This is a genomic window from Halomicrobium katesii DSM 19301, assembly GCF_000379085.1.
Taxonomy (GTDB): domain Archaea; phylum Halobacteriota; class Halobacteria; order Halobacteriales; family Haloarculaceae; genus Halomicrobium; species Halomicrobium katesii.
Genome location: NZ_KB905378.1, coordinates 543,461 through 562,365 on the forward strand (window position 1 = coordinate 543,461; position 18,905 = coordinate 562,365).

The following is an 18,905-nucleotide window of genomic DNA, read 5'->3' on the forward strand; positions in this document are numbered from 1 at the left end:
TTTCGACGGGCACACCACACGACGTTTGGGGTTGGGGATCGTATCGGCGACCAGTTCATGGGTACTTCCGAGACGACTGGCTGGCAGTGGCTCGCGATCGCCCTCGTCGCGGTCGCCGCCGTCGTCGTGACCGCTGCGTTTACCGCCGACGCCGGCAGTGCCCGCCCCGAGCCGGTCGCGTACGACGAGACGGTCGGCGTCGGCCTCACGATGGAAGCCGAACAGATCGCGCGTGCGGAGGGGGCCTCTGTCCCCCGTGCGGAGGTCTTCTACTCGCAGTTCCGGTACGTGGTCGGCTACCCCGGCATCGACCGGCTGGTGAGTGCGCTGGACGCGCCCGCCCGCGCCAGTCAGTTCGGCTTCCCCCTCGCGGTGTACGTCTCCGACTACGGCGGCGTCTCGGTGGACTGCTCGGCCGGCGGCTCGCTCTCGGCGTCGGCCACCCCGGAGTGGACGCCGGCCGGGACCGCCCACTACGTCGTCGACAGCGACGCACGCAGCCCCGCCGGGCCGGTGATCGTCCCCTTCGAGGACCGCGCGGACGCCGAGTCGTTCACCGAGGACTGTGGCGGCCGAGTCGTCGACTGGCAGACGGTCCGCGCTCGGGAGCCGACGACCGACGACCCCGCCGCGGGGGTCCGAGCACAGGTCGAGCAGCGAGCGTCGCGAGCCGACGAGCAGGTCGCGGCCGCCCGCGAGCGCCGCGATCGTCCGGTCTCGGTCGTCGTCGGCCGCGACGTGGCGACGCTACGGGCCGCGATCGACCGCGCGCCGCCGAACACGACGATCAGGGTCCCGACGGCGACCACCGTCGGCAACGTCACCGTCGACAAGCCGGTGACGCTGCGGGGCGAGGGCACCCGACTCGACGGCGGCGGCGACGGGACGGTCCTCCGGGTGACCGCCGATCGGGCCGGCGTCGTCGGCTTCGAGATCGTCGGCGTCGGGAACGCGACCGTCGGCGAACCGACGAACGACGACTCGTCGTGGGACGCACCGGTCCGCCAGGGATACGGGCAGAGCGACGCCGCCGTCGCGGCGACGAACGTCTCCGGGCTCTTCGTCGCGAACGTCTCCGTCGAGACGCCGGCCAGCGGGTTCGTCCTCGTGGGGACGCCCGGCGCGGTCGTCGAGAACGTCACCGTCGACGGGACCGACGACTGGCGCGACGGATTCATGGGCGTCGTCGGAATGGACGAGCCGATCGTCGTCCAGCACTCGACGTTTACCGACGGGCGCGACGGCGTCTACTTACACCGGGCCGACGGGACCGTGCTCCGGAACAACACGTTCCGACGCAACCGCTTCGGTACGCATCTGATGTACACCTCCGACGCACTGATCGCCGACAACCGGGCACGCGACCAGAGCCACGCGGGGATCGTCGTCATGACGGACCCCTCGGGCAACGCGATCGTCGGCAACGACGTTCGCCGTGCCAGAAGCGGCATCCTCACCGCGGGTTCGAGGAGCTACGTCGGTCACAACGTCGTCGTCGGCACCGAGCGGGGGCTCTCGACGAACGCCGGTCGGTCGCTGTACGAGCACAACGTCCTCGTGGACAACGCGGTCGGCGTGATAGCGGCGACGATCGTCCCGTCGAACCGGGTCGTCGAGAACGACTTCGTGGCCAACGACCGCCACGCCACGAGCAGGCCCGGCCCCATGCGCAGCTACACGCACGACGGTCGTGGCAACTACTGGAGCGGTGCGTACGACCTCGACGGGGGCGGCCCGACGCTGTCGCGCACCTACTCGGCGACGGACTCGGTCGATCGACGGCTCCACCGGAGCGACGCCGCGGTGGTGCTGGACGAGGCACCCAGCGTCCGCGCGCTTCGCTCTCTCCGGGGGACGACGCCCGGATTCAGGTCGGCCAGTATCGTCGACACGGCACCCCTGACCGAGCCGGCCAACCCGAGACTCCTGGCGACGGCGACCAACGAGACGACCGGCGGGGGTGTCTCGCCGTGACCGACGACGTTGCGCTCACGGCGACGGACCTCCGTCGCAGCTACGGTGACGTGACAGCTCTCGACGGCGTGTCAATCGACGTGGCCACCGACAGCGTGACGGCGCTGATCGGCCCGAACGGCTCCGGGAAGACGACGCTGCTGGAGGTGTTGCTGGGGATCGAACGGTCCGACGCGGGCACCGTCGACTACGGCGAGTCCGACGCCCGCCGACAGGTGGGCTATCTCCCGCAGCGCCCGACGTTCCGGCCCGACGACACGGTCAGGGAGACGATCGCGTTCTACGCCGCGCTGGTCGAGGACGACCCGGACCGGCTGCTCGAACGCGTCGGGCTCGACACCGTTCCGGATCGGCGCGTCTCGGCGCTCTCTGGCGGCATGACGCGACTGCTCGGGATCGCACAGGCACTCGCTGGCGATCCGCCGATCCTCGCGCTCGACGAACCCGCGAGCGGACTCGACCCGGCCGTGAGCGACCGGATCTTCGGAGTGGTCGACTCGCTGGCGGCGGACGGGCGGACCGTGTTGCTCACCTCGCACGCGCTCTCGCTGGTCGAGCGGACGGCGGACCACGTCGTCGTCGTCGAAGCCGGTGGCGTCGCGGCGAGGGGGTCGCCGGCCGCGCTGTGTGAACGGACCGGCGGCCCGCTCCACGAGACGTTTACCGATCTGCTGTCGGAGCCGACGGCCGCGGTCGGCGGGGGTGGCGAGTCGTGATCCGCCGGCTCGATCGCTTTTGGACCGTCTTCGGCCGCGAGGTCCGGGGACTGGTTCGGACGCGGGTCGTGTTCGTCCTCGGGGCCGTCATCGCCGCGCTCGCGTTCGGCGTCGCCCGCGCTGGCGGCGGCCCCTCGGGCGGGTACGTGCCGACGGTCGTCGACGTGCTGGTCGTCGTCGAACTGCTCGTTCCGGCCGCCGCCTTCGCGATCGGCTATCGCGCCCTCGCCGACGCGACGGCCCGCGGCGAGCCGGCGGTGCTGGAAACCTACCCGCTCTCGCCGTGGACCTACGTCGCGGGCGTGTACGCGGGTCGAGCGGTCGCACTGCTCGCGGTAGTCGTCGTCCCGCTGTTGGCCCTCGGAGCCCACGTCGCGACGACCGCGGGTCCGGAGACGACGGTGCTCGCGAGCCACCGGGGCGTCGACTCGGTGTCGCTGTACGTCCGCTTCGTCGCGCTGACGGCGCTGCTGGGGCTGGTCACACTCGCCGTCGCGCTCGCGCTGTCGGCGGTCGCGAACTCCCGCCGCCGGGCGATCTTGCTCGGCCTGTTCGGACTCCTCCTCGCCGTCGCCGGCACCGACGTGACCGTCCTCACCGCCCTCGGGGGCGGTCTCCTCGACGAGTCCGCGCTCGGGACCGCCCTCGCCCTGACGCCCTCCGGCGCGTACCGCGGGCTGGTGTTCGAACACGTCCTCTCGGTGGCCTTCGAGGGCCGTTCCGGATTCGTCCCGACCGGGATCGCCCTCGTCGCGTCGCTGTTCTGGTGGGCCAGTGGCCTCTCGCTGGCGGCGCTGTGGGCGGGATTTCGCTAACTGTCCCGACCGAGGCTGTCGTCGACGAGTCGGCTGAACCGATCGACCAGCCGGTCGGCCAGGGAGGGCTCGACGGTCTGTAACAGCCGTCGGGTCTCGGCCGGCCGCGTCAGAGCGACGACCGCCCGGCCGCGCTGGCCGTAGGACTTCTCGGCGACGCCGGCCTCGATCAGCGACTCGACGTGCCAGGAGACGGTGCTGCGGGCCACGTCGAGGCGGTCGACCAGTTCGACCGATGCCAGCGGGCCGTCTTCCAGCAGGTGTCGGACGATCGATCGCGTCGTCTCCCGGCGGACCAGCGCGATCGCGCGCCGTTCCCAGGGGTCGTGCTCCCGGTCGAAGTAGTGCGTTCGACCCCGGATCTCCTCGGTGTCGATGTCGCCGGCTCGGACGAGTTTCCGGAGGTGATACTGGGCCTGCCCCGTCGCGATGTCGAGGCGGCGGGTCAGTTCGTTGAAGTGGATCCCGGGGTTCGCGGAGACGGACTCGCGCACCTGCTCTCTGACTGTCGACATTCGGTGTCGTCCCGTCGTACGTCTCGACGCATAAACTGCCTGTCGCCGGTTCTCAGTTCGTGGGATCACTCCCGTTCGACCGCCTCCCTGGAGAGGTCCGTCGCGGCGACCGTCTGGCCGCCGCGTTCCTCGGCGAACGCGGTGGCGTCGTCGGCCTCGCCGAACGGGACCAGCGCCGGCCCCATCGCGCCTTCCACGTCGGCCCCGACGACGACGGTCAAATCGCTCGTCGGCGCGAAGGCCGACGCGTCGAGGTGCTGGGTGACGACGGCGGTTCCGTCCGTCTCGCGGACCTCGCTGTCGACGCTGCCGTAGTCAGTCAGATACGTGACGGTGGGCGTCCACCCTCGCTGTTCGGTCTGGAAGCGGTGGCGGTAGGTACAGACCGTGCTACAGAACCGAGCCGGTGGATCGTGGCCCGCCGGGCTGTTGTCCTCGTAGTACGTCTCGCCGACCGGCCCCGACTGCTGTCCGATCACCATGCCACACTGGTCGCAACTCTCCGTCCCGTCAAGTGTCACTGGTTCGGGCGGCGTCTGGCTCTGGCAGCCGGCGAGCAGTCCCAGCGCCGTCGCGCCGAGCAGCTCGCGCCGTGATAGGGTCGCGTCCATACGTCACCGTACGCGCCTGTCCACCAAGTCGCTCGTGGTGCGTCCCTCGAAACGCTCGGCCGCTACGACGACTGTGGACGCGACCGCGACCCGAGACAGCCAACGAGTGTCACTCGCCCACGGCGTAGGCGGCCCCCAGTACGAACAGCGCGATGAGGAAGTCGAAGCTGTGTTCGACGATGTGGTGGGCCGGCATCGCCACCGCGCCCAGCGCCGTTCCGAAGCCGACGATCGACCGCAACACCAGCAGTCCGATCGCGGCCGTCACCAGCAGGTACGTCGTCGTTCGACGCCGCCAGGCGGCCGCACACGCCACCAGAAAGAGCGCGATCGTCCCCAGCGTCGCCAGTGCGAGGGCGGTAAACAGCACCGCTGCCTCGCCGGTGTCGAGCCACGGACCGACGGCGGAGACCATCTCTCGTGGTCGTTCGCACGTCGTCGGTGTATCGTTTTCGACCGCGGTCGGGCGTCGGGCCGGCGACCACTGGCTTTTCGGCCGCTCGCAGCCAAGCCCGCGTATGGAGATCGCAATCGTCAGCGACACACACGTTCCGTCCCGCGCCAGTCGGATTCCCGACCCGTTCCGCGAGCGAATCCGCGCGGCAGACCACGTCGTCCACGCGGGAGACTTCGACGCCGAGAGCACGGTCGCCGACGTACGGGACCTCGCGGACACGCTGACGGCCGTCCGTGGCAACACTGACCCGGCCGTCGGGCTGCCGGAGGTGGCGACGGTCGAACTCGGTGGCGTCTCGTTCGTCGTCACGCACGGCACCGGCTCGAAACGCGGGTACGAGGACCGCGTCGCCCGCCTCGTCCGCGAACACGGCGGGACCGACGCCGTGGGGATCTCGGGCCACACACACGAGGTGCTGGACACGACTCGCGGGGGCGTTCGCCTGCTGAATCCGGGCTCCGCGACGGCGGCGTCGCCGGCCACCAGCGCGACGATGCTGACCGCCACCGCGGCGGACGGCGACCTCACCGTCCGCCGACACGAACTCTGACACGCTCTCGAACGGCGCTCGCGTGGCGGTGTCGGTCTACTGGTCCCACCACGCCTATGGCGGTGCCCCCCAATCTCCCCGACATGAGCGAGCCCGGACTCGTCGAGACCGCCGACCCGGAAACGGTGTTCGGTGCGCTCTCCGATGGGACACGCGTCGACATTCTGCTCGCGCTGTGGGACGCGGACGGCCGATCCGCGACGTTCTCGGACCTGCGCGAGGAGGTGGGGATGGCCGACTCCGGACAGTTCAACTACCACCTCGACAAGCTCAGAGACCGGTTCGTCAGACAGACCGACGACGGCTACACGCTGACGCTGGCCGGCGAGCAGATCGTCGGCGCGATCCAGGTGGGTGCCTACACGATGGAGGGATCGATCGAGCCGATCCCGCTCGCAGAGCCCTGTCGAGCCTGTGGCGGCGAGCGGACGCTGTACTACGAGGACGAGACCGTCCGCATCGAGTGTGCGGACTGTCCGAGCACCTCGACCTCCGGCGTCCCGCCGGGCGTGTTCGCCGACCACGAGCGCTCAGAGATACCCGCCGTCGCGAGCCGCTACTTCCGGACGATCCTCGCACACGTCGGCGAGGGCTTTTGCTGGCACTGCGAGGGACCGATCACGGCGACCGTGGTGCCGGCCGCTGAGACGCGTGCCGCTCGCGACGACCTCCCGACGACGTTCGCGGAGCTGCCGATGGCCCGCTACGACTGCGGGCGCTGTGGCTCCGAGATCACGTCGGATCTGGGCGGCGCGCTGTTGAACCATCCCGTCGTCGGCGGCTTCTTCCACGAGCACGGGATCGACGTTCGCGAACGGCCGTTCTGGGCGTTCAACGCCGTCGGACGGGAGCAGTCGCGGTTCCGCGAGCGCGATCCCGTGCGAGCGACGATGACGTACACCGCCGGGGACGCGACGCTGACCCTCGTCGTCGACGGGACACTCGACGTGGTCGCCGTCGAGCGGGACGGCTGACTGCGGGCCACGTCCGGAACGGCGCGTCTCGCCACCACAATCTCTCGACCTGACAGTTATCGCGTGCGCCGACGAGCGTCTCCCCCCGGCGACGGTCTCCGCGTCGTCTGGCGTCTGTGGGCACGTGTCAGTGTAGAGATCTTCAGTAATCGCCGTTACAGAAATATCATTCTGATTACTATTATGCCGGTGTGGCCCCTCCGTCTAGATACGATGGAGTCTCACTCACCGCACGAACGACGACGCCCCGATCCCGGACAGTCACTGACAGCTGCCGGTCTCCTCGGTTATTTGGCCGTCATGGCCGCTCTCCTCGCGCTCGCGACGGCCCCGTTGACCGGCATCGCTCTCGTACTGGCGGTCCTGATCGTCGCGCGCCTCGCCAGGGCCGCCCGTCCACGCCGGCCCGCGACGAGCCCGCGTCGCCGGACGACGGTCGTCCCCGGCACGACCAGGTAGCGCTTCGATCAGACAGCGGCAACGATTGCCGACGCTGGCAGCGTCTTCCCCTATCGCGGTGCTTTTTCCGGTTCCCCACACAGACAGTGTATGGAGGTCTTCGCGGTCGACGGGCTGCCCGAGATCCGGCCCGGTGACGACCTGGCAGCGCTGATCGACGCCAACGCAGCTATCCGCGACGACGACGTGGTCTGTGTCGCCAGCACGGTCGTCTCGAAGGCCGAGGGCCGTCAGGCAGACCTGGCGGCGTTTCCGGCCGGCGACCGGGCACGCGACATCGCCGAGCGGATCGCCGACGAGACCGACGAGCAGAAGGATCCGCGCTTCGCCCAGGCCGTCCTCGAAGAGAGCGAGGAGCTCGTCCTCGAAGCGCCGTTCCTGCTGGCCGTGACGCGGTTCGGCCACACGACGGTCAACGCCGGTATCGACCGCTCGAACGTCCCCGACGCGGACCTGTTGCTCCTGCCGGCGGACCCGACCGCCAGCGCCGAGCGGCTCCGTGCCGGGCTCGAAGCGGACCCGGCCGTCGTCGTCACCGACACCTCGGGCCGGCCGTTTCGCCACGGCCAGCGCGGCGTGGCACTCGGCTGGGCCGGCATCCCCGCCTCCCGAGACTGGCGGGGCGAACACGACCGCGACGGCCGGGAACTGGGCGTCACCGTCCAGTCCGTGGTCGACGAACTCGCCGGTGCGGCCAACCTCGTCACCGGCGAGGGCGCGGGCGGGACCCCGGTCGCCGTCGTCCGTGACTTCGCGTTCGGCGAGCACGCCGGCAGCGACGAACTGTTTCGCGACCCCGAGACCGACTTCGTGCGCCAGGCGCTCAGAGAGTGGGACTACTAGCTATGTACGCGATCGAACTCACCCCCGAACATCCAGTCGAGACGTTGACCGAACACGCCGTCGAGGCCGAAGCGGAGGGCTTCGACGCCGTGCTGGCCAGCCACCACTACAACAACCGCGACCAGTTCATGGCGCTGTCCTCGATGGCCCGGGCCACCGACGAACTCCTGGTCGGCCCCGGTATCGCGAACCCCTACGAGACTCACCCGGTGACGCTCGCCTCGCGGGTCGCGACGCTCTCCGAGGTGAGCGGCGGCCGGGCGCTGTTCGGCGTCGGTCCCGGCGACGAGGCGACGCTGTCGAACCTCGGCTTCGACCACGACCGGCCGCTCCGGCGGGTCCTGGAGACGTTCAAGGTGGCACAGCGACTGTGGGACGGCGAGCGCGTCGACCACGACGGGACCTTCCAGGCCCAGGACGCCGGTCTGAACTACGACGCGGGCGAGATCCCGGTCTACGTCGGTGCCCAGGGGCCACACATGACCCGGATGGCCGCCAAGCACGCCGACGGTGCGCTGTACAACGGCGCACACCCCCGCGACCTCGAATGGGCCAGCGAGCGAGCGGCCGAGGGCGCGGCCGACCGGCCCGACGCGCGCGGCAAGTTCGACCTGGCGGCCTACGCCAGCGTCTCCGTCGCCGAGGACGGCGCGGCCGCCCGCGAGGCAGCGCGGATCCCCGTCGCCTTCATCGCCGCCGGCTCCCCGCCGCCGGTCCTAGACCGCCACGACCTCGACGCCGAGCGAGCGCGAGAAGTCGGCGACGCGATCGCGGCCGGCGAGTTCCAAGAGGCCGGCGACGCCGTCAGCGAGGCGATGATCGACGCGTTCTGCATCGCGGGCACGCCCGAGACGGTGGCCGAGCGGACCGACGCCCTGCTCGACTACGCCGACAGCGTCGTCTTCGCGTCCCCGCTGGGTCCGGAGCTGGAGACGGCCATCAGTTTGCTCGGCTCGGCGGCTCGTTCGACACGTCTGGCGTGATGACATCTGCCACCGCGCCGAGTGTCAGGTAGCCGAAAAACAGCGACGCGCCGCCGACGAACGCCGCGCCGGCCAGCGCCATCAGCAGTGCGAGCGGATCGTTCATGAAGTGTGTCACGAGGTTGGAGACGAGTTCGCCGACTGTCGCTTGCATACGCCGCCGTTTCGCCGGGATATACTTTACACTGCCGGCTCGCGGTCTGTATCGTCTCTCTGTACGCACGTGGGGCCACGGTCCGCTCGGGGGACGGTCGCTTCTCGACGCGCCCGGGAAGCGACATCGTCGTTCTTGGGCCCGACGGTCGTGGTACCACGCCTCTCGCAAGCGTTATTGCTCCCCCGCCCCTCCGTATATTCGTAATGGCAAACGGTACGGTTGACTTCTTCAACGACACAGGCGGCTACGGATTCATCGAGACTGAGGACGCGGACGACGACGTTTTCTTCCACATGGAAGACGTGGGCGGCCCTGACCTCGAAGAAGGTACTGACGTCGAATTCGACATCGAACAGGCCGACAAAGGCCCCCGCGCGACCAACGTCGTCCGCCAGTAAGACGGCCGCCGTTTCAGCGCGATTTTTCGCAGTGCACCTACGACAGGTAGCGCAGCCCGACCATCACGAAGACGATCGAGAGCTGCAACACGCCCTGGACGCCCCCGAGCTTCACGTTTCGCATACCGATCTCGCCGATGAGCTCGGTGTCGGGCTCCTCGGACGCGATCTGTCGGTAGATCCGGATCTCGCCGGGGAGAACGACGCCAAAGCCCTGTAGCCCGAGGACCGTGACGATACCCAGCGCCGCGAGCAGCCACGGCGAGGTCGTCGTGACCATCGCGACCAGCGACGTTCCCGGCAGCGTCGTCGCGAGGTACGCCCCCGAGCCGACGACCGCGACCCCCAGGACGGCGAGGGCACGCCGGTCGCCGAGTGCGTCGAACTGATAGGCCAACAGGAGGACGATCGGCACCGCGTTGACGGCGGTAAACACCGCGAGCCACTGGTCGGCGTAGGCGAAGGTCGTGAGCCGCAGGGCCAGCACGATCCCGCCGGCGATCGTCACGATCGCCAGCACCGGCATCAGAAACGTCATCTTCGGGGTGAACCGCCCGAAGAAGTCCGCCCGCTGTTTCGGGTCGAGACTGCCGACGACCGGACCCAACACCGCACCCATGAACATGTCGATGCCCGTCCAGAGGACGCCGGCCATCACGTGGACGTAGGTCAACGCCCGCACGTCGTTGCTCGCCAGCGCGGCCGCCAGCGCCGCCAGCGGGACGACGACCGCGCCCGCCGCGAACGCGGTGTTTGCCTGTGTCGCGAGTCCACCGATCCCCCACTCCGGCGTGTCGGCTGTCGACTGTGCCATGGCCGGGTGGTGAGTGGTGTGTCACAAAAAGCTGACTGCCACGGCGGGACAAAGCGTACAAGGGGATCGTCGCCGATCACACACCCATGGCACAGATCCAGCGCCTCACCGTCTATCCGGTGAAGGGACTCGACGGCGTCACTCCCACGGCGGCGACCGTGACGCCGGGGGGCACTCTGAGACACGACCGGGAGTTCGCGCTGTTCGACGAGGCGGGCGACGTGCTCAACGGCAAGCGGACCGCCCGGGTCCACGACATCGAGACGGAATTCGACGTGGAACGGTCCGAACTGGCGGTCGAACTCGACGGGGAGCGCGAGCGGTTCGCGCTCGACGAGGAGCCAGAACGCGCCAGCCGGTGGTTCTCGTCGATGTTCGACGCCGAGTTCACGCTCGAACGAGACCGGGAACTGGGCTACGTCGACCGACGCGACATGGGCCCCTCGATCGTCTCGACGGCGACGCTCCGGACCGTCGCCTCGTGGTTCGACGACGTGACCGTCGCGGGCGCGCGCCGCCGGCTCCGGGCCAACGTCGAGGTCAGCGGCGTCCCGCCCTTCTGGGAGGACCGCTTCGTCGGCGCGGACGCGCCCGCGTTCGCGGTCGGCAGTAGCGGGGCCGGCGACGCGGAGGCGGATTCGGAGCCGACAGCGGGCGTCCGGTTCGAGGGCGTGACGCCGTGTGGCCGCTGTGTCGTCCCGGAGCGCGACCCCGAGACGGGCGAGCCGACGCCCGAGTTCCGCGAGCGATTCGTCGAACGCCGCGAGGCGACCTTCCCCGACTGGGCGGACCCCGACGCCTTCGATCACTACTACACGGTCATGCTGATCTCGCGGGTCCCCGAACGCGACCGGGGCGGACGGATCCGCGTCGGCGACGAGGTGTCGATCGTCGAGTAGCGGGGTCGACTACGCGTGGTGTTTCCCGGTGGCGGTCTTCGACGCCGCGTCCGGTTCGGGGAGGGTCACGTCTCGGACCTCCCGTAGTGCCTGCTCGGCAGCCTCGCGGTTCTCCTCGCGGGTCTCGACGTTGTCCCTGCTCGCGGCCGTGGCGAAACCGGCGAGCCACTCGGCGGCCTCCCAGTACTTCGTGGCGACGACCCGCCCTCGGCTGTTGTACTCGTGGATATCGTCCCCGTCGGCCAGTCCCTGCCCCTTCGTGAAGCGGTTGGTCGCGTCGCCGAACTCCTCGCTGGCCTCGTCGAACGCCGAGGCGGCGAGCCCCCAGTCGCCGGCCTCGCAGTGTTCGAGCCCGCTAGAGAGGTAGCGCCGCCCCTCGCGATACCGGGCGTAGCCGGTGCGGTAACACCCCCGTGCGGACCCGTCAGGCGTGATCGAGCGCAGCTGCGTCCGCAGTCGCTCGAACTCCGGCATCGCGCCGGTGTCCGAGGCCACCCACTCGTGGACGACGACGCCGCGATAGTCGACGACGAACAGCGACCGCTCGGTGACGACCTGGCCGGCCTCGCCGGTCGAGGCCACCCCGTACGCCTCCGTGACCGACCCGTCGGCGTCGCTGGCCAGGGCCACGTCTACGTCTGCCTCGGCGGCGAACCGCCGGTGACTGTACACCGACTCGGGCGCGATCCCGACCGCTCTGGCGTCGGTCTCGCCCGTTAGCTCGTCGACCGCGCGCAACAGCGCGGCGCTCTGTCCGGACCGCGGCCCGAAGTCGGAGGGATAGAACACGAGGACGACGATCGACTCGCCGATCCACGAGCCGACGTTCACCCGTTCGATCTCACCGTCGACGACCCCCGGCAGCGAGAACTCCGTTACGAACTGTTGACCACCCATATCGTTTCACCTAATTCGCGGCAACAGGTTAAATTCTACGAATGTTTTTCTTCCGACCGCGCTCGCATTTACACCAGTTCGCCAGGACACAGTGATCACATTCGCTGTTTACGTCGCCGCGCTGATATTGAGGGACTCGCACTTCTGGACGACCCGAGAGAACGCGCGTAGATTTCGAGAGCCGAATGTGTGGAGGGACAGCTTATCGCCGAATACTGTTGGATACGAGTATATAATAGGATAGGTCTACACTATCACAGTTCTACGCATAGAATCGCATCTATGCAGACAAATATGAGGAACAGCAAATTCGACACCAGATTCTGTACCGAGCGGTGAAATTCGACTCTCGAATCCCCTCTCTTCGCTTCACTCCGTCCGTCGCTGCGGGATCACAGCCGCTTTCGCGGTCGAGTGTGTACGATCGCGCGCTCGACTGCGAGAGAGATCACACTCTGGCCCCGACGGAGTCGTGTCGGCCCGTACCGGATCGACCACACGACGACGTTCGGCCGCCGGGAGCACGACGACGGGGCTGCGCGTCAGGAGATCAGGACCACGCTCGCCACCGCCAGTCCGATGCCGACCACCTTCGAGGCCGACAGCGGTTCGTCGAGCAGTGTCACGCCGATGATAGCCGCGACGACGAAGTAGAGTGCGGTGATCGTCGTCGCCGTTCCCACCCCGCCGTTCTCCAGCGCGAGATAGTACGCGACCGTTCCACCGCCGGCAAACAGGCCGCCAGCGAGGCTCAACGCCACCACCGACGCCGAGATGTCGAACCCCGCTCCGGTCGTCGCCGAGTAGCCGACGACGAGGACGGCGGCGAAGCCATACGAGAGCAACAGGACCGGTCGGTGGCTCGACCGCGACATCGCGAGCTCGACGAACACCGCCCACAGGCCCCACGAGACCATCGCGACAGCGGCGTAGCCAGTCGAATCGAGAGACATACTCGGATGTCGTAATCTCGTTACTTAACGCTCACCCTCTGTTCGGGACGGCGCTGTCGCGGTGATCGACCCGTCAGACTGGGACGCCGCGGTCGTCTCGTCGGGCGACCGCGTGTGGTCGTACAGCCGCTTGAACAGAATCGGGGAGAAGCGCGGTTCGAGTAGCTCGGGTGGCGTTCCCGCCTGGCTCCCGCCCGAACTGCGCGTCCGTTCGAGCACGCCGTCCGTCGCCAGCTCTCGGAGGAACCGCCGCACCGTCCTCGTCGAGAGGTCGATCGGGTCCCGGTCGGCGATCGCTGCTGCCGCCGCGTCGACGGTCGGATGGCGGTCGGGGTCGAGCGCGACGAGCTCTCGCAGGACCGACAGACAGTCCGCCGACAGCGCGAACACGCGCGTGAGCGAGACCGCTTGGGTGGGCACGTCCGCGATGCCGGTGGTGACATGTGTGTCCTCGATCTGCTCGCTCTCTGCCCGCAGGGCGGCGTCCGCGGCGACGAACAACGCTGCGAGCGCGTCGTTCGCGTCGCCGTCAGCCCACTCGGCGAGACGCTGGGCGTGCTCGTGGCCCAGCGCGTGCTGGCCGAGTGCGTCGTCAGCGCGAGTCATGAGAACGTCGACCAGCGTGCTCGTCTCGTACGGCGTGAACTCGATCGCGGCCGGCGGCGTCCAGTCGAGGGCCACTGGCGGCGACCGACCGACACCGACCCAGCCGACGTCTGCGGTCAGCCGGTCGAACAGCGTCGCCACTCGCTCCGGGGTCACGTGTCTGGACGCCGTGAGGTGATCGACGATCGGGACGACCGGTCGCTCCGCAAGCACCGCGTCGAGTTCCTCTCGGACCGCCTCGATGCCGACGGCCCGCTGTGGTGCCGGCTCGTCTGTGAGGCGGTCGAGCACTGTCGCGTAGAACTCGAACCCGCTCGCAGTCCGGTGGGTATCGACGTAGACGAGTTCGGGGACCGGTGGGGAGTGAGTCCCTGCGGCCGTCCGAATCAGCTGGCCCAGCGGGCGCAGGTGTCTGTCGAGGTGGTGAACCAGCGCCGCCAGGATGGCGGACTTGCCCGTCCCCCGCTCTCCCCACACGTACGTGTTCCGGGGGAGTTCCCCGGCGAAGATTGGATCGAGCTGATCGAGGACGAGCTCCAGCAGTGGGCCACGGCCGGTCGGCTCCGCCAGGTGAGTCGTCGGCGACAGCACCGCCCGGTCGACGACCCGCTCGGTCCCCGCCTGACTGCGATACCGCCGCTGGATGCGGTCTTCGAAGTTCATCGGTCGTTTCCACGCTTGGGCGGCCGGTCGCCGTCGCTCCGGAACGACGCGGGCCGCGGTGGCGACCGCTGTGGCTCGCTGCGCTGTCCACGACGGCTGTGGTGTCGGGGCGGAGCCGTCGGCTGTTCCCTGCTCGCGTCTGTCTGTCGTCTCGTGTGGTCTGTCATGCGTGGATCGGCCTCTGTCGAGGCTCGCTGTCCGTCCGCCGGCCGCTCCACCGCCGTCGCGAGCGCTCTCCGTCGGTCCGCTGGCGGCGATCCGTCGACCGGGGCGGACGTGTGCGTCGGGTGACTGGTATATTGGTCTCCCGAGACAAACATAGACAAAGGTTAATATATATCCATACTGATAGCGGCAGTGTATGAGTCAAAAACACCGCCGCCGAGCAGCTTTACTCCCGGGGTCCCCCCGAAACCGGGGGCTCCGACGGCGTTCGTTGGGACGTTCGGACGCCGACGCGCCACTCTGGATCGAACGGTCGAACGACGAGCGGGCGTCGCCAAGCCGGAGTAATCGCGGATAGGGACCATGCTGGAACCACTGACAGACGCCGCCGGAACCGTGCTGTCCGTCCTGCAGATCGGCGGTCTCGACGGCCAGAGCTTCGCCTTCGAACAGATCAGCCCCGAAGTCGTCCAGTTGGGCCTCGCGGTTCTGCTGGGGATGTTCCTCGGGCTCGAACGCGAGTGGTCCGAGAAGAACGCCGGGATCCGGACGTTCGCGCTCCTGACGCTTCTGGGTGCGATCCTCTCGATCACCGGCGAACCGCTCTTGCTCGTGGCCGGCGCGTTGCTCGTGATCACGATGAGCGTCCTGCTGGCCGTCCAGAGCCTCCTCACCTCCGCGTCCGAAGCCAGTCTCTCGTTGACCACGTCGGCCTCGATGTTCGTCGCCTACGGCGTGGGAATCCTCGTCACCCAGGGCTTTCTCATCGAAAGCGTGACGATTGCCGTCCTCTCGTCGCTGTTGCTCGTGCTCAAGCGAGAGCTCCACGAGTTCGCGTGGGGACTGTCCAAAGAGGAGATGCAGAGCGCCACCGAGTTCGCGATCCTCGCGTTCGTCGTCTACCCGCTGTTGCCAGACGAGGCGTTCGGTCCGTGGAACGCCATCGAACCCAGAACGGTCTGGCTGCTCGTCATCGCGGTCAGCGGGATCGGGCTAGTCAACTACGTGCTGGTCAAGCGATACCGGGGCCGCGGGTTCATCGCGACGGGCTTTTTCGGCGGTCTCGTCAACTCGACTGCGGTGATCGCCGAGATGGCACAGCGGGCGAAACAGCAGCCGTCGCTGCGCAGCCTCGCGGTCGGCGCGATCCTCATCAGCAACGCCGCGATGGCGTTTCGCAACGCACTCGTCGTCGTCCCGTTCATGCCCGAGACGGCGCTCATCGTCGGCGTTCCGCTCGGTGCGATCACCGTCACCGGTATCGGGCTGTCGCTGTTCGTCAGCGATCTGGACCAGGACTTCGAGGCCCAGCTCACCTCACCCTTCAGCCTGCGGAACGCGCTGGTGTTCGGTGGCCTGTTCCTGGCGGTGCTCGTGGTGTCTGCGGGTGCCGAGGCCACCTTCGGCGCGAACGGGTTCCTCACCACTTCGTTCCTCGCCGGCCTGATCTCCAGTGGCACCGCGACGGCCACGGCGGTGACGCTCGTCGCGACCGACCAGATCAGCAGCGACCTGGCGATCGCGGGCGTCATCGCCGGGACGCTGGCGAGCATCCTGGTGAAAGTCGTCTTCGCTGCGACGATCGACTGGGACCTGGTTCGGCCGGTGATGATCTGGAACGTCGTCCTCATCGCCGTCGGCGTCGTCTTCGGCGGCATCGTGATCATGTTCCTGTAGCGGTCCGTCCCCGTGACGACGCTTTGCTCGTCGGTGTGTGACGAAACCGGCGACCGCCGCGGACGGTCGAGACACCGCCCGCGACGATCTATACCCAACAATACCCGAACGTATCGGTTCGTTCCCCGATGGAATCACCGCACTGATAGGGGACTCCTATTATAAATCCATTTACTACCACCCCGACCACTCTCGGGCGATGACAGCATCGTCGGCGTTCGCCGTCGCACCGAGTCGCCCGAGTCCGCGGACGTGATCGATTTATGATGGCACTACAACACTATCTGTCCCGGTTCGGTCCGCAGGCATCGTCGGCGCAACCTCTCACCACTGGCCCGGTAACTGGTAGCCAGCGGGGTAATTGGGACCTAAACGATCGAACATGAATGATAAACCTACCAAAGAATTATATTCTATTACTACAACTCTGGGGGTGGAGATGAAGAAACCAACTCGCAGAGACTACGTTAGAGGAATCGGTGCAGCAACAATTGTCGGACTCGCAGGCTGTTCCGGAGACGGCGGCGACGGTGGTAGCGACGGCGGTAACGGCGGTGACGGCGGCAGCGACGGCGCTTCGACCGGCGACAGCGGCGGAAGCAGCGACCTGACGTTCGACTTCTGGCACATCCACGGTGACGAACTCGGCGACACGCTGAGCCAGTTCGCTCAGGAGTTCTCCGAGGAGACAGACGGCGTGACGGTCAACGCGGTCAACAAGGACGGCTACCGCCAGAACCTCAACCAGTCCCTGCAGGCCTCGCGGGCCGGCGACCCGCCGGGCGTCGCCCAGATCTTCGAGATCGGGACACAGCTGTGTCTCGACAGCGGGGCCTTCACGCCCATCGAGCAGGTCATCCCCGACGGTGCGGTCGACTTCGACGATCTCCTCCCGTCGGTGTCGAGCTACTACCGCATCGACGACGAGCTCAATTCGATGCCGTTCAACTCCTCGAACACGATCATGCTGTACAACAAGACGGCGTTCGAGGAGGCGGGCCTGGATCCGGAGGATCCGCCACGGAGCCTCTCTGGCGTCCGCAGCGCCGCAGAGACGATCGTCGACCAGACCGACATGGAGTCTGGCATCTCCTGGCCCAACCACTCCTGGATGCAGATCGAACAGCAGTTCGCGAAGCAAGACCAGGTGCTGCTCAACAAGGAGAACGGTCGCGCCGGTCGTGCCGACAAGACCTACTACAACAGCGAAGCCGGTCGCAACGTCTACGAGTGGTGGAAGGGCATGGCCGACGACGACCTGTACCTGAATCCGGGCATCGAGGCGTGGTCCGAGGCACGACAGGCGTTCCTCACGGGTCAGGTCCCGATGCTGTGGGACTCCACGTCGAATATGGTCTCGATGAAGGCCGGTGCCGAGGAGAACGGTTTCGAACTCGGATCGGCGTACCTGCCCGCACCGGACGGTGCCAACAACGGCGTCGTCATCGGCGGCGGTTCGCTCTGGGTGCCCGACGCCCTCGCAGACGAGAAGAAAGAGGCCGCCGGCAAGTTCATCGCCTACATGGTCCAGCCCGAACAGCAGGCCCGCTGGCACCGCAACAGCGGGTACTTCCCGGTGAGTCAGGGTGCCGTCGACCAGCTCGATAGCGACGGCTGGTTCGAGGAGAACCCCGACTTCCGTACGGCCTTCGATCAGTTGCAGGACACCCAGGACTCGCCCGCGACGCGCGGCGCGGTCATGGGCGTCTTCCCGGAGGCGCGGAGTATCAACACGGAGATCTCGGTCAGTATCCTCAACGGTGACGTCGGCGTCGAAGAGGGCCTCTCGGAGATGGACACCCAGGTCCAGGAGACCCTGTCGAGCTACTCCGGCAACTACAGCGGAGAGGAGTAACCACGAGCGCGAACTTTTATTGCTCAACTATGGCAGAACAGACGAAACCATTCGATTCCAAGCTCCAGGCAGCGGCGCTACTACTGCCGACGATCGTCGTGCTCGTCGCGTTCCTGTACTACCCGTCACTGGAGACGTTTCGGCTGAGCCTGTTCGAGTCGGCGTTCCTCGGACAGGATCTCAGGTGGACGGGTATCAGTAACTTCGTGGAACTGGCCACGTCGTCGACCTACCGGAACAGCTTCGTGGTCTCTGTCCTGTTCGCGGGCGTCGTCGTGATCGGGACGCTGGTGTTGTCGCTGTTGATCAGCTACATGCTGTTCGACGTCGACCTCGGCTCGTCGTCGTACCTCGTCGCGGCGATCTGGCCCTACGCGCTCCCGCCCGCCGTGGCGGCGATCCTGCTGAACTTCCTGCTCCACCCGAACCTCGGGATCTTCACCCACTACCTCGAACTGTTGACCCCCTGGACGCTCGACTGGTTCAACAGCGGGCCACAGGCCTTTGCCGTGCTGGCGATCGTCGCAATCTGGAAGCAGCTGGGGTACAACATCATCTTCATGGTCGCCGCGCTCAACAACATCCCAGAGACGCTGACCGAGAGCGCGCAGCTCGACGGGGTCGGCCGGCTCAAGATGCTGTACAAGGTGTACGTGCCGCTGATCTCGCCGACGCTGATCTTCCTCGTCGTGATGAACACGATCTACTCGTTCTTCTCGACGTTCCCGCTGGTCGATCTGATGACCAGCGGTGGCCCGAGCGGGGCGACGAACCTGTTGATCTTCAAGCTGTACCGCGACGCGTTCGAGTTCAGTAACTACGGGCTGGCATCTGCCGAGTCCGTTATCCTGTTCGTCCTCGTGGCGATCCTGATGTACATCCAGCTCAGGGCCACCGAGGGCCACGCACAGTACGGAGGGTGAC

General features: G+C 67.7%; 21 protein-coding genes. 13 read left to right on the forward strand and 8 right to left on the reverse strand.

The window, feature by feature from the left end; all coding sequences use genetic code 11:
- Window positions 1-57 precede the first annotated feature (57 nt).
- From HALKA_RS0102775 to HALKA_RS0102785, 3 genes are read left to right on the forward strand one after another with little or no spacing between them, the layout of a single operon-like run.
- Entirely contained in the window at window positions 58-1,974 is a 1,917-nt protein-coding gene (locus HALKA_RS0102775) for a NosD domain-containing protein (RefSeq protein ID WP_018256564.1), read from the forward strand.
- Entirely contained in the window at window positions 1,971-2,690 is a 720-nt protein-coding gene (locus tag HALKA_RS0102780; RefSeq protein WP_018256565.1) for an ABC transporter ATP-binding protein, read from the forward strand. Before HALKA_RS0102775 ends, HALKA_RS0102780 begins: the two co-directional genes overlap by 4 nt.
- Entirely contained in the window at window positions 2,687-3,505 is an 819-nt protein-coding gene (locus HALKA_RS0102785; RefSeq protein WP_018256566.1) for a hypothetical protein, read from the forward strand. The genes HALKA_RS0102780 and HALKA_RS0102785 overlap by 4 nt, the downstream gene beginning before the upstream one ends.
- Here the strand turns inward: HALKA_RS0102785 and HALKA_RS0102790 are convergent.
- The 3 genes from HALKA_RS0102790 to HALKA_RS0102800 form a co-directional block, all read right to left on the reverse strand.
- The gene (locus HALKA_RS0102790; RefSeq protein WP_018256567.1) at window positions 3,502-4,020 is read right to left on the reverse strand and encodes a winged helix-turn-helix transcriptional regulator; all 519 of its coding nucleotides are present in this window, start codon (window positions 4,018-4,020) and stop codon (window positions 3,502-3,504) included. The two genes, HALKA_RS0102785 and HALKA_RS0102790, sit on opposite strands and share 4 nt — an antisense overlap.
- 65 nt (window positions 4,021-4,085) lie before the next feature.
- Window positions 4,086-4,631 (reverse strand): nitrous oxide reductase accessory protein NosL, encoded by a 546-nt coding sequence (locus HALKA_RS0102795; RefSeq protein WP_018256568.1) that lies wholly within the window; start codon window positions 4,629-4,631, stop codon window positions 4,086-4,088.
- A 109-nt stretch (window positions 4,632-4,740) separates the two neighbouring features.
- Window positions 4,741-5,046: a DUF7471 family protein gene (locus HALKA_RS0102800; protein ID WP_018256569.1), complete on the reverse strand. Its 306-nt coding sequence runs from the start codon at window positions 5,044-5,046 to the stop codon at window positions 4,741-4,743.
- A 103-nt stretch (window positions 5,047-5,149) separates the two neighbouring features.
- Here HALKA_RS0102800 and HALKA_RS0102805 point away from each other — a divergent pair, with 103 nt between their 5' ends.
- The 5 genes from HALKA_RS0102805 to HALKA_RS0102825 all read left to right on the forward strand — a co-directional run bounded on the left by HALKA_RS0102805 (window position 5,150) and on the right by HALKA_RS0102825 (window position 8,897).
- Complete coding sequence (locus tag HALKA_RS0102805; protein WP_018256570.1) at window positions 5,150-5,638, forward strand: metallophosphoesterase family protein; 489 nt, start codon at window positions 5,150-5,152, stop codon at window positions 5,636-5,638.
- Window positions 5,639-5,721: 83 nt separating this feature from the next.
- On the forward strand, window positions 5,722-6,612 hold the full coding sequence (locus HALKA_RS0102810; RefSeq protein WP_018256571.1) for an ArsR/SmtB family transcription factor: 891 nt from the start codon (window positions 5,722-5,724) through the stop codon (window positions 6,610-6,612).
- 300 nt (window positions 6,613-6,912) lie between these two features.
- Window positions 6,913-7,071, forward strand: a complete 159-nt coding sequence (locus HALKA_RS21270) for a hypothetical protein (RefSeq protein ID WP_018256572.1) — start codon at window positions 6,913-6,915, stop codon at window positions 7,069-7,071.
- A 90-nt stretch (window positions 7,072-7,161) separates the two neighbouring features.
- Entirely contained in the window at window positions 7,162-7,914 is a 753-nt protein-coding gene (locus HALKA_RS0102820; RefSeq protein WP_018256573.1) for a coenzyme F420-0:L-glutamate ligase, read from the forward strand.
- A 2-nt stretch (window positions 7,915-7,916) separates the two neighbouring features.
- Window positions 7,917-8,897: a 5,10-methylenetetrahydromethanopterin reductase gene (locus HALKA_RS0102825; RefSeq protein WP_018256574.1), complete on the forward strand. Its 981-nt coding sequence runs from the start codon at window positions 7,917-7,919 to the stop codon at window positions 8,895-8,897.
- On the opposite strand, the gene HALKA_RS0102830 is transcribed toward HALKA_RS0102825, so the two are convergent.
- Window positions 8,854-9,051, reverse strand: a complete 198-nt coding sequence (locus HALKA_RS0102830; protein ID WP_018256575.1) for a DUF8024 family protein — start codon at window positions 9,049-9,051, stop codon at window positions 8,854-8,856. The two genes, HALKA_RS0102825 and HALKA_RS0102830, sit on opposite strands and share 44 nt — an antisense overlap.
- A 206-nt stretch (window positions 9,052-9,257) precedes the next feature.
- Between HALKA_RS0102830 and HALKA_RS0102835 the strand changes: the two genes are divergently transcribed.
- On the forward strand, window positions 9,258-9,452 hold the full coding sequence (locus HALKA_RS0102835) for a cold-shock protein (protein WP_012807869.1): 195 nt from the start codon (window positions 9,258-9,260) through the stop codon (window positions 9,450-9,452).
- Window positions 9,453-9,489: 37 nt separating this feature from the next.
- Here the strand turns inward: HALKA_RS0102835 and HALKA_RS0102840 are convergent, their stop codons facing one another.
- Complete coding sequence (locus tag HALKA_RS0102840) at window positions 9,490-10,266, reverse strand: hypothetical protein (RefSeq protein ID WP_018256576.1); 777 nt, start codon at window positions 10,264-10,266, stop codon at window positions 9,490-9,492.
- A gap of 86 nt (window positions 10,267-10,352) precedes the next feature.
- On the opposite strand from HALKA_RS0102840, the gene HALKA_RS0102845 reads away from it, so the two are divergent.
- A complete protein-coding gene (locus HALKA_RS0102845) occupies window positions 10,353-11,165 on the forward strand; it encodes an MOSC domain-containing protein (RefSeq protein ID WP_018256577.1) in 813 nt (270 codons plus the stop codon).
- A 9-nt stretch (window positions 11,166-11,174) separates the two neighbouring features.
- On the opposite strand, the gene HALKA_RS0102850 is transcribed toward HALKA_RS0102845, so the two are convergent.
- From HALKA_RS0102850 to HALKA_RS0102860, 3 genes are all read right to left on the reverse strand, one after another.
- Window positions 11,175-12,062 carry a redoxin domain-containing protein gene (locus tag HALKA_RS0102850; protein WP_018256578.1) on the reverse strand — a complete coding sequence of 296 codons (888 nt, stop codon included), beginning with the start codon at window positions 12,060-12,062 and terminating at the stop codon, window positions 11,175-11,177.
- A 542-nt stretch (window positions 12,063-12,604) separates the two neighbouring features.
- Window positions 12,605-13,015, reverse strand: a complete 411-nt coding sequence (locus HALKA_RS0102855) for an EamA family transporter (RefSeq protein WP_018256579.1) — start codon at window positions 13,013-13,015, stop codon at window positions 12,605-12,607.
- A 24-nt stretch (window positions 13,016-13,039) separates the two neighbouring features.
- Window positions 13,040-14,284, reverse strand: coding sequence for an AAA family ATPase (locus HALKA_RS0102860; protein ID WP_018256580.1), 1,245 nt, complete (start codon window positions 14,282-14,284; stop codon window positions 13,040-13,042).
- A 528-nt stretch (window positions 14,285-14,812) separates the two neighbouring features.
- Between HALKA_RS0102860 and HALKA_RS0102870 the strand changes: the two genes are divergently transcribed.
- The 3 genes from HALKA_RS0102870 (at window position 14,813) to HALKA_RS0102880 (ending at window position 18,904) form a co-directional block, all read left to right on the forward strand.
- A complete protein-coding gene (locus HALKA_RS0102870; RefSeq protein WP_018256582.1) occupies window positions 14,813-16,126 on the forward strand; it encodes an MgtC/SapB family protein in 1,314 nt (437 codons plus the stop codon).
- 439 nt (window positions 16,127-16,565) lie between these two features.
- A complete protein-coding gene (locus HALKA_RS0102875; protein WP_018256583.1) occupies window positions 16,566-17,981 on the forward strand; it encodes an ABC transporter substrate-binding protein in 1,416 nt (471 codons plus the stop codon).
- Between the two features lie 29 nt (window positions 17,982-18,010).
- Window positions 18,011-18,904, forward strand: a complete 894-nt coding sequence (locus HALKA_RS0102880) for a carbohydrate ABC transporter permease (RefSeq protein WP_018256584.1) — start codon at window positions 18,011-18,013, stop codon at window positions 18,902-18,904.
- The last annotated feature ends 1 nt before the right edge of the window (window position 18,905 follow it).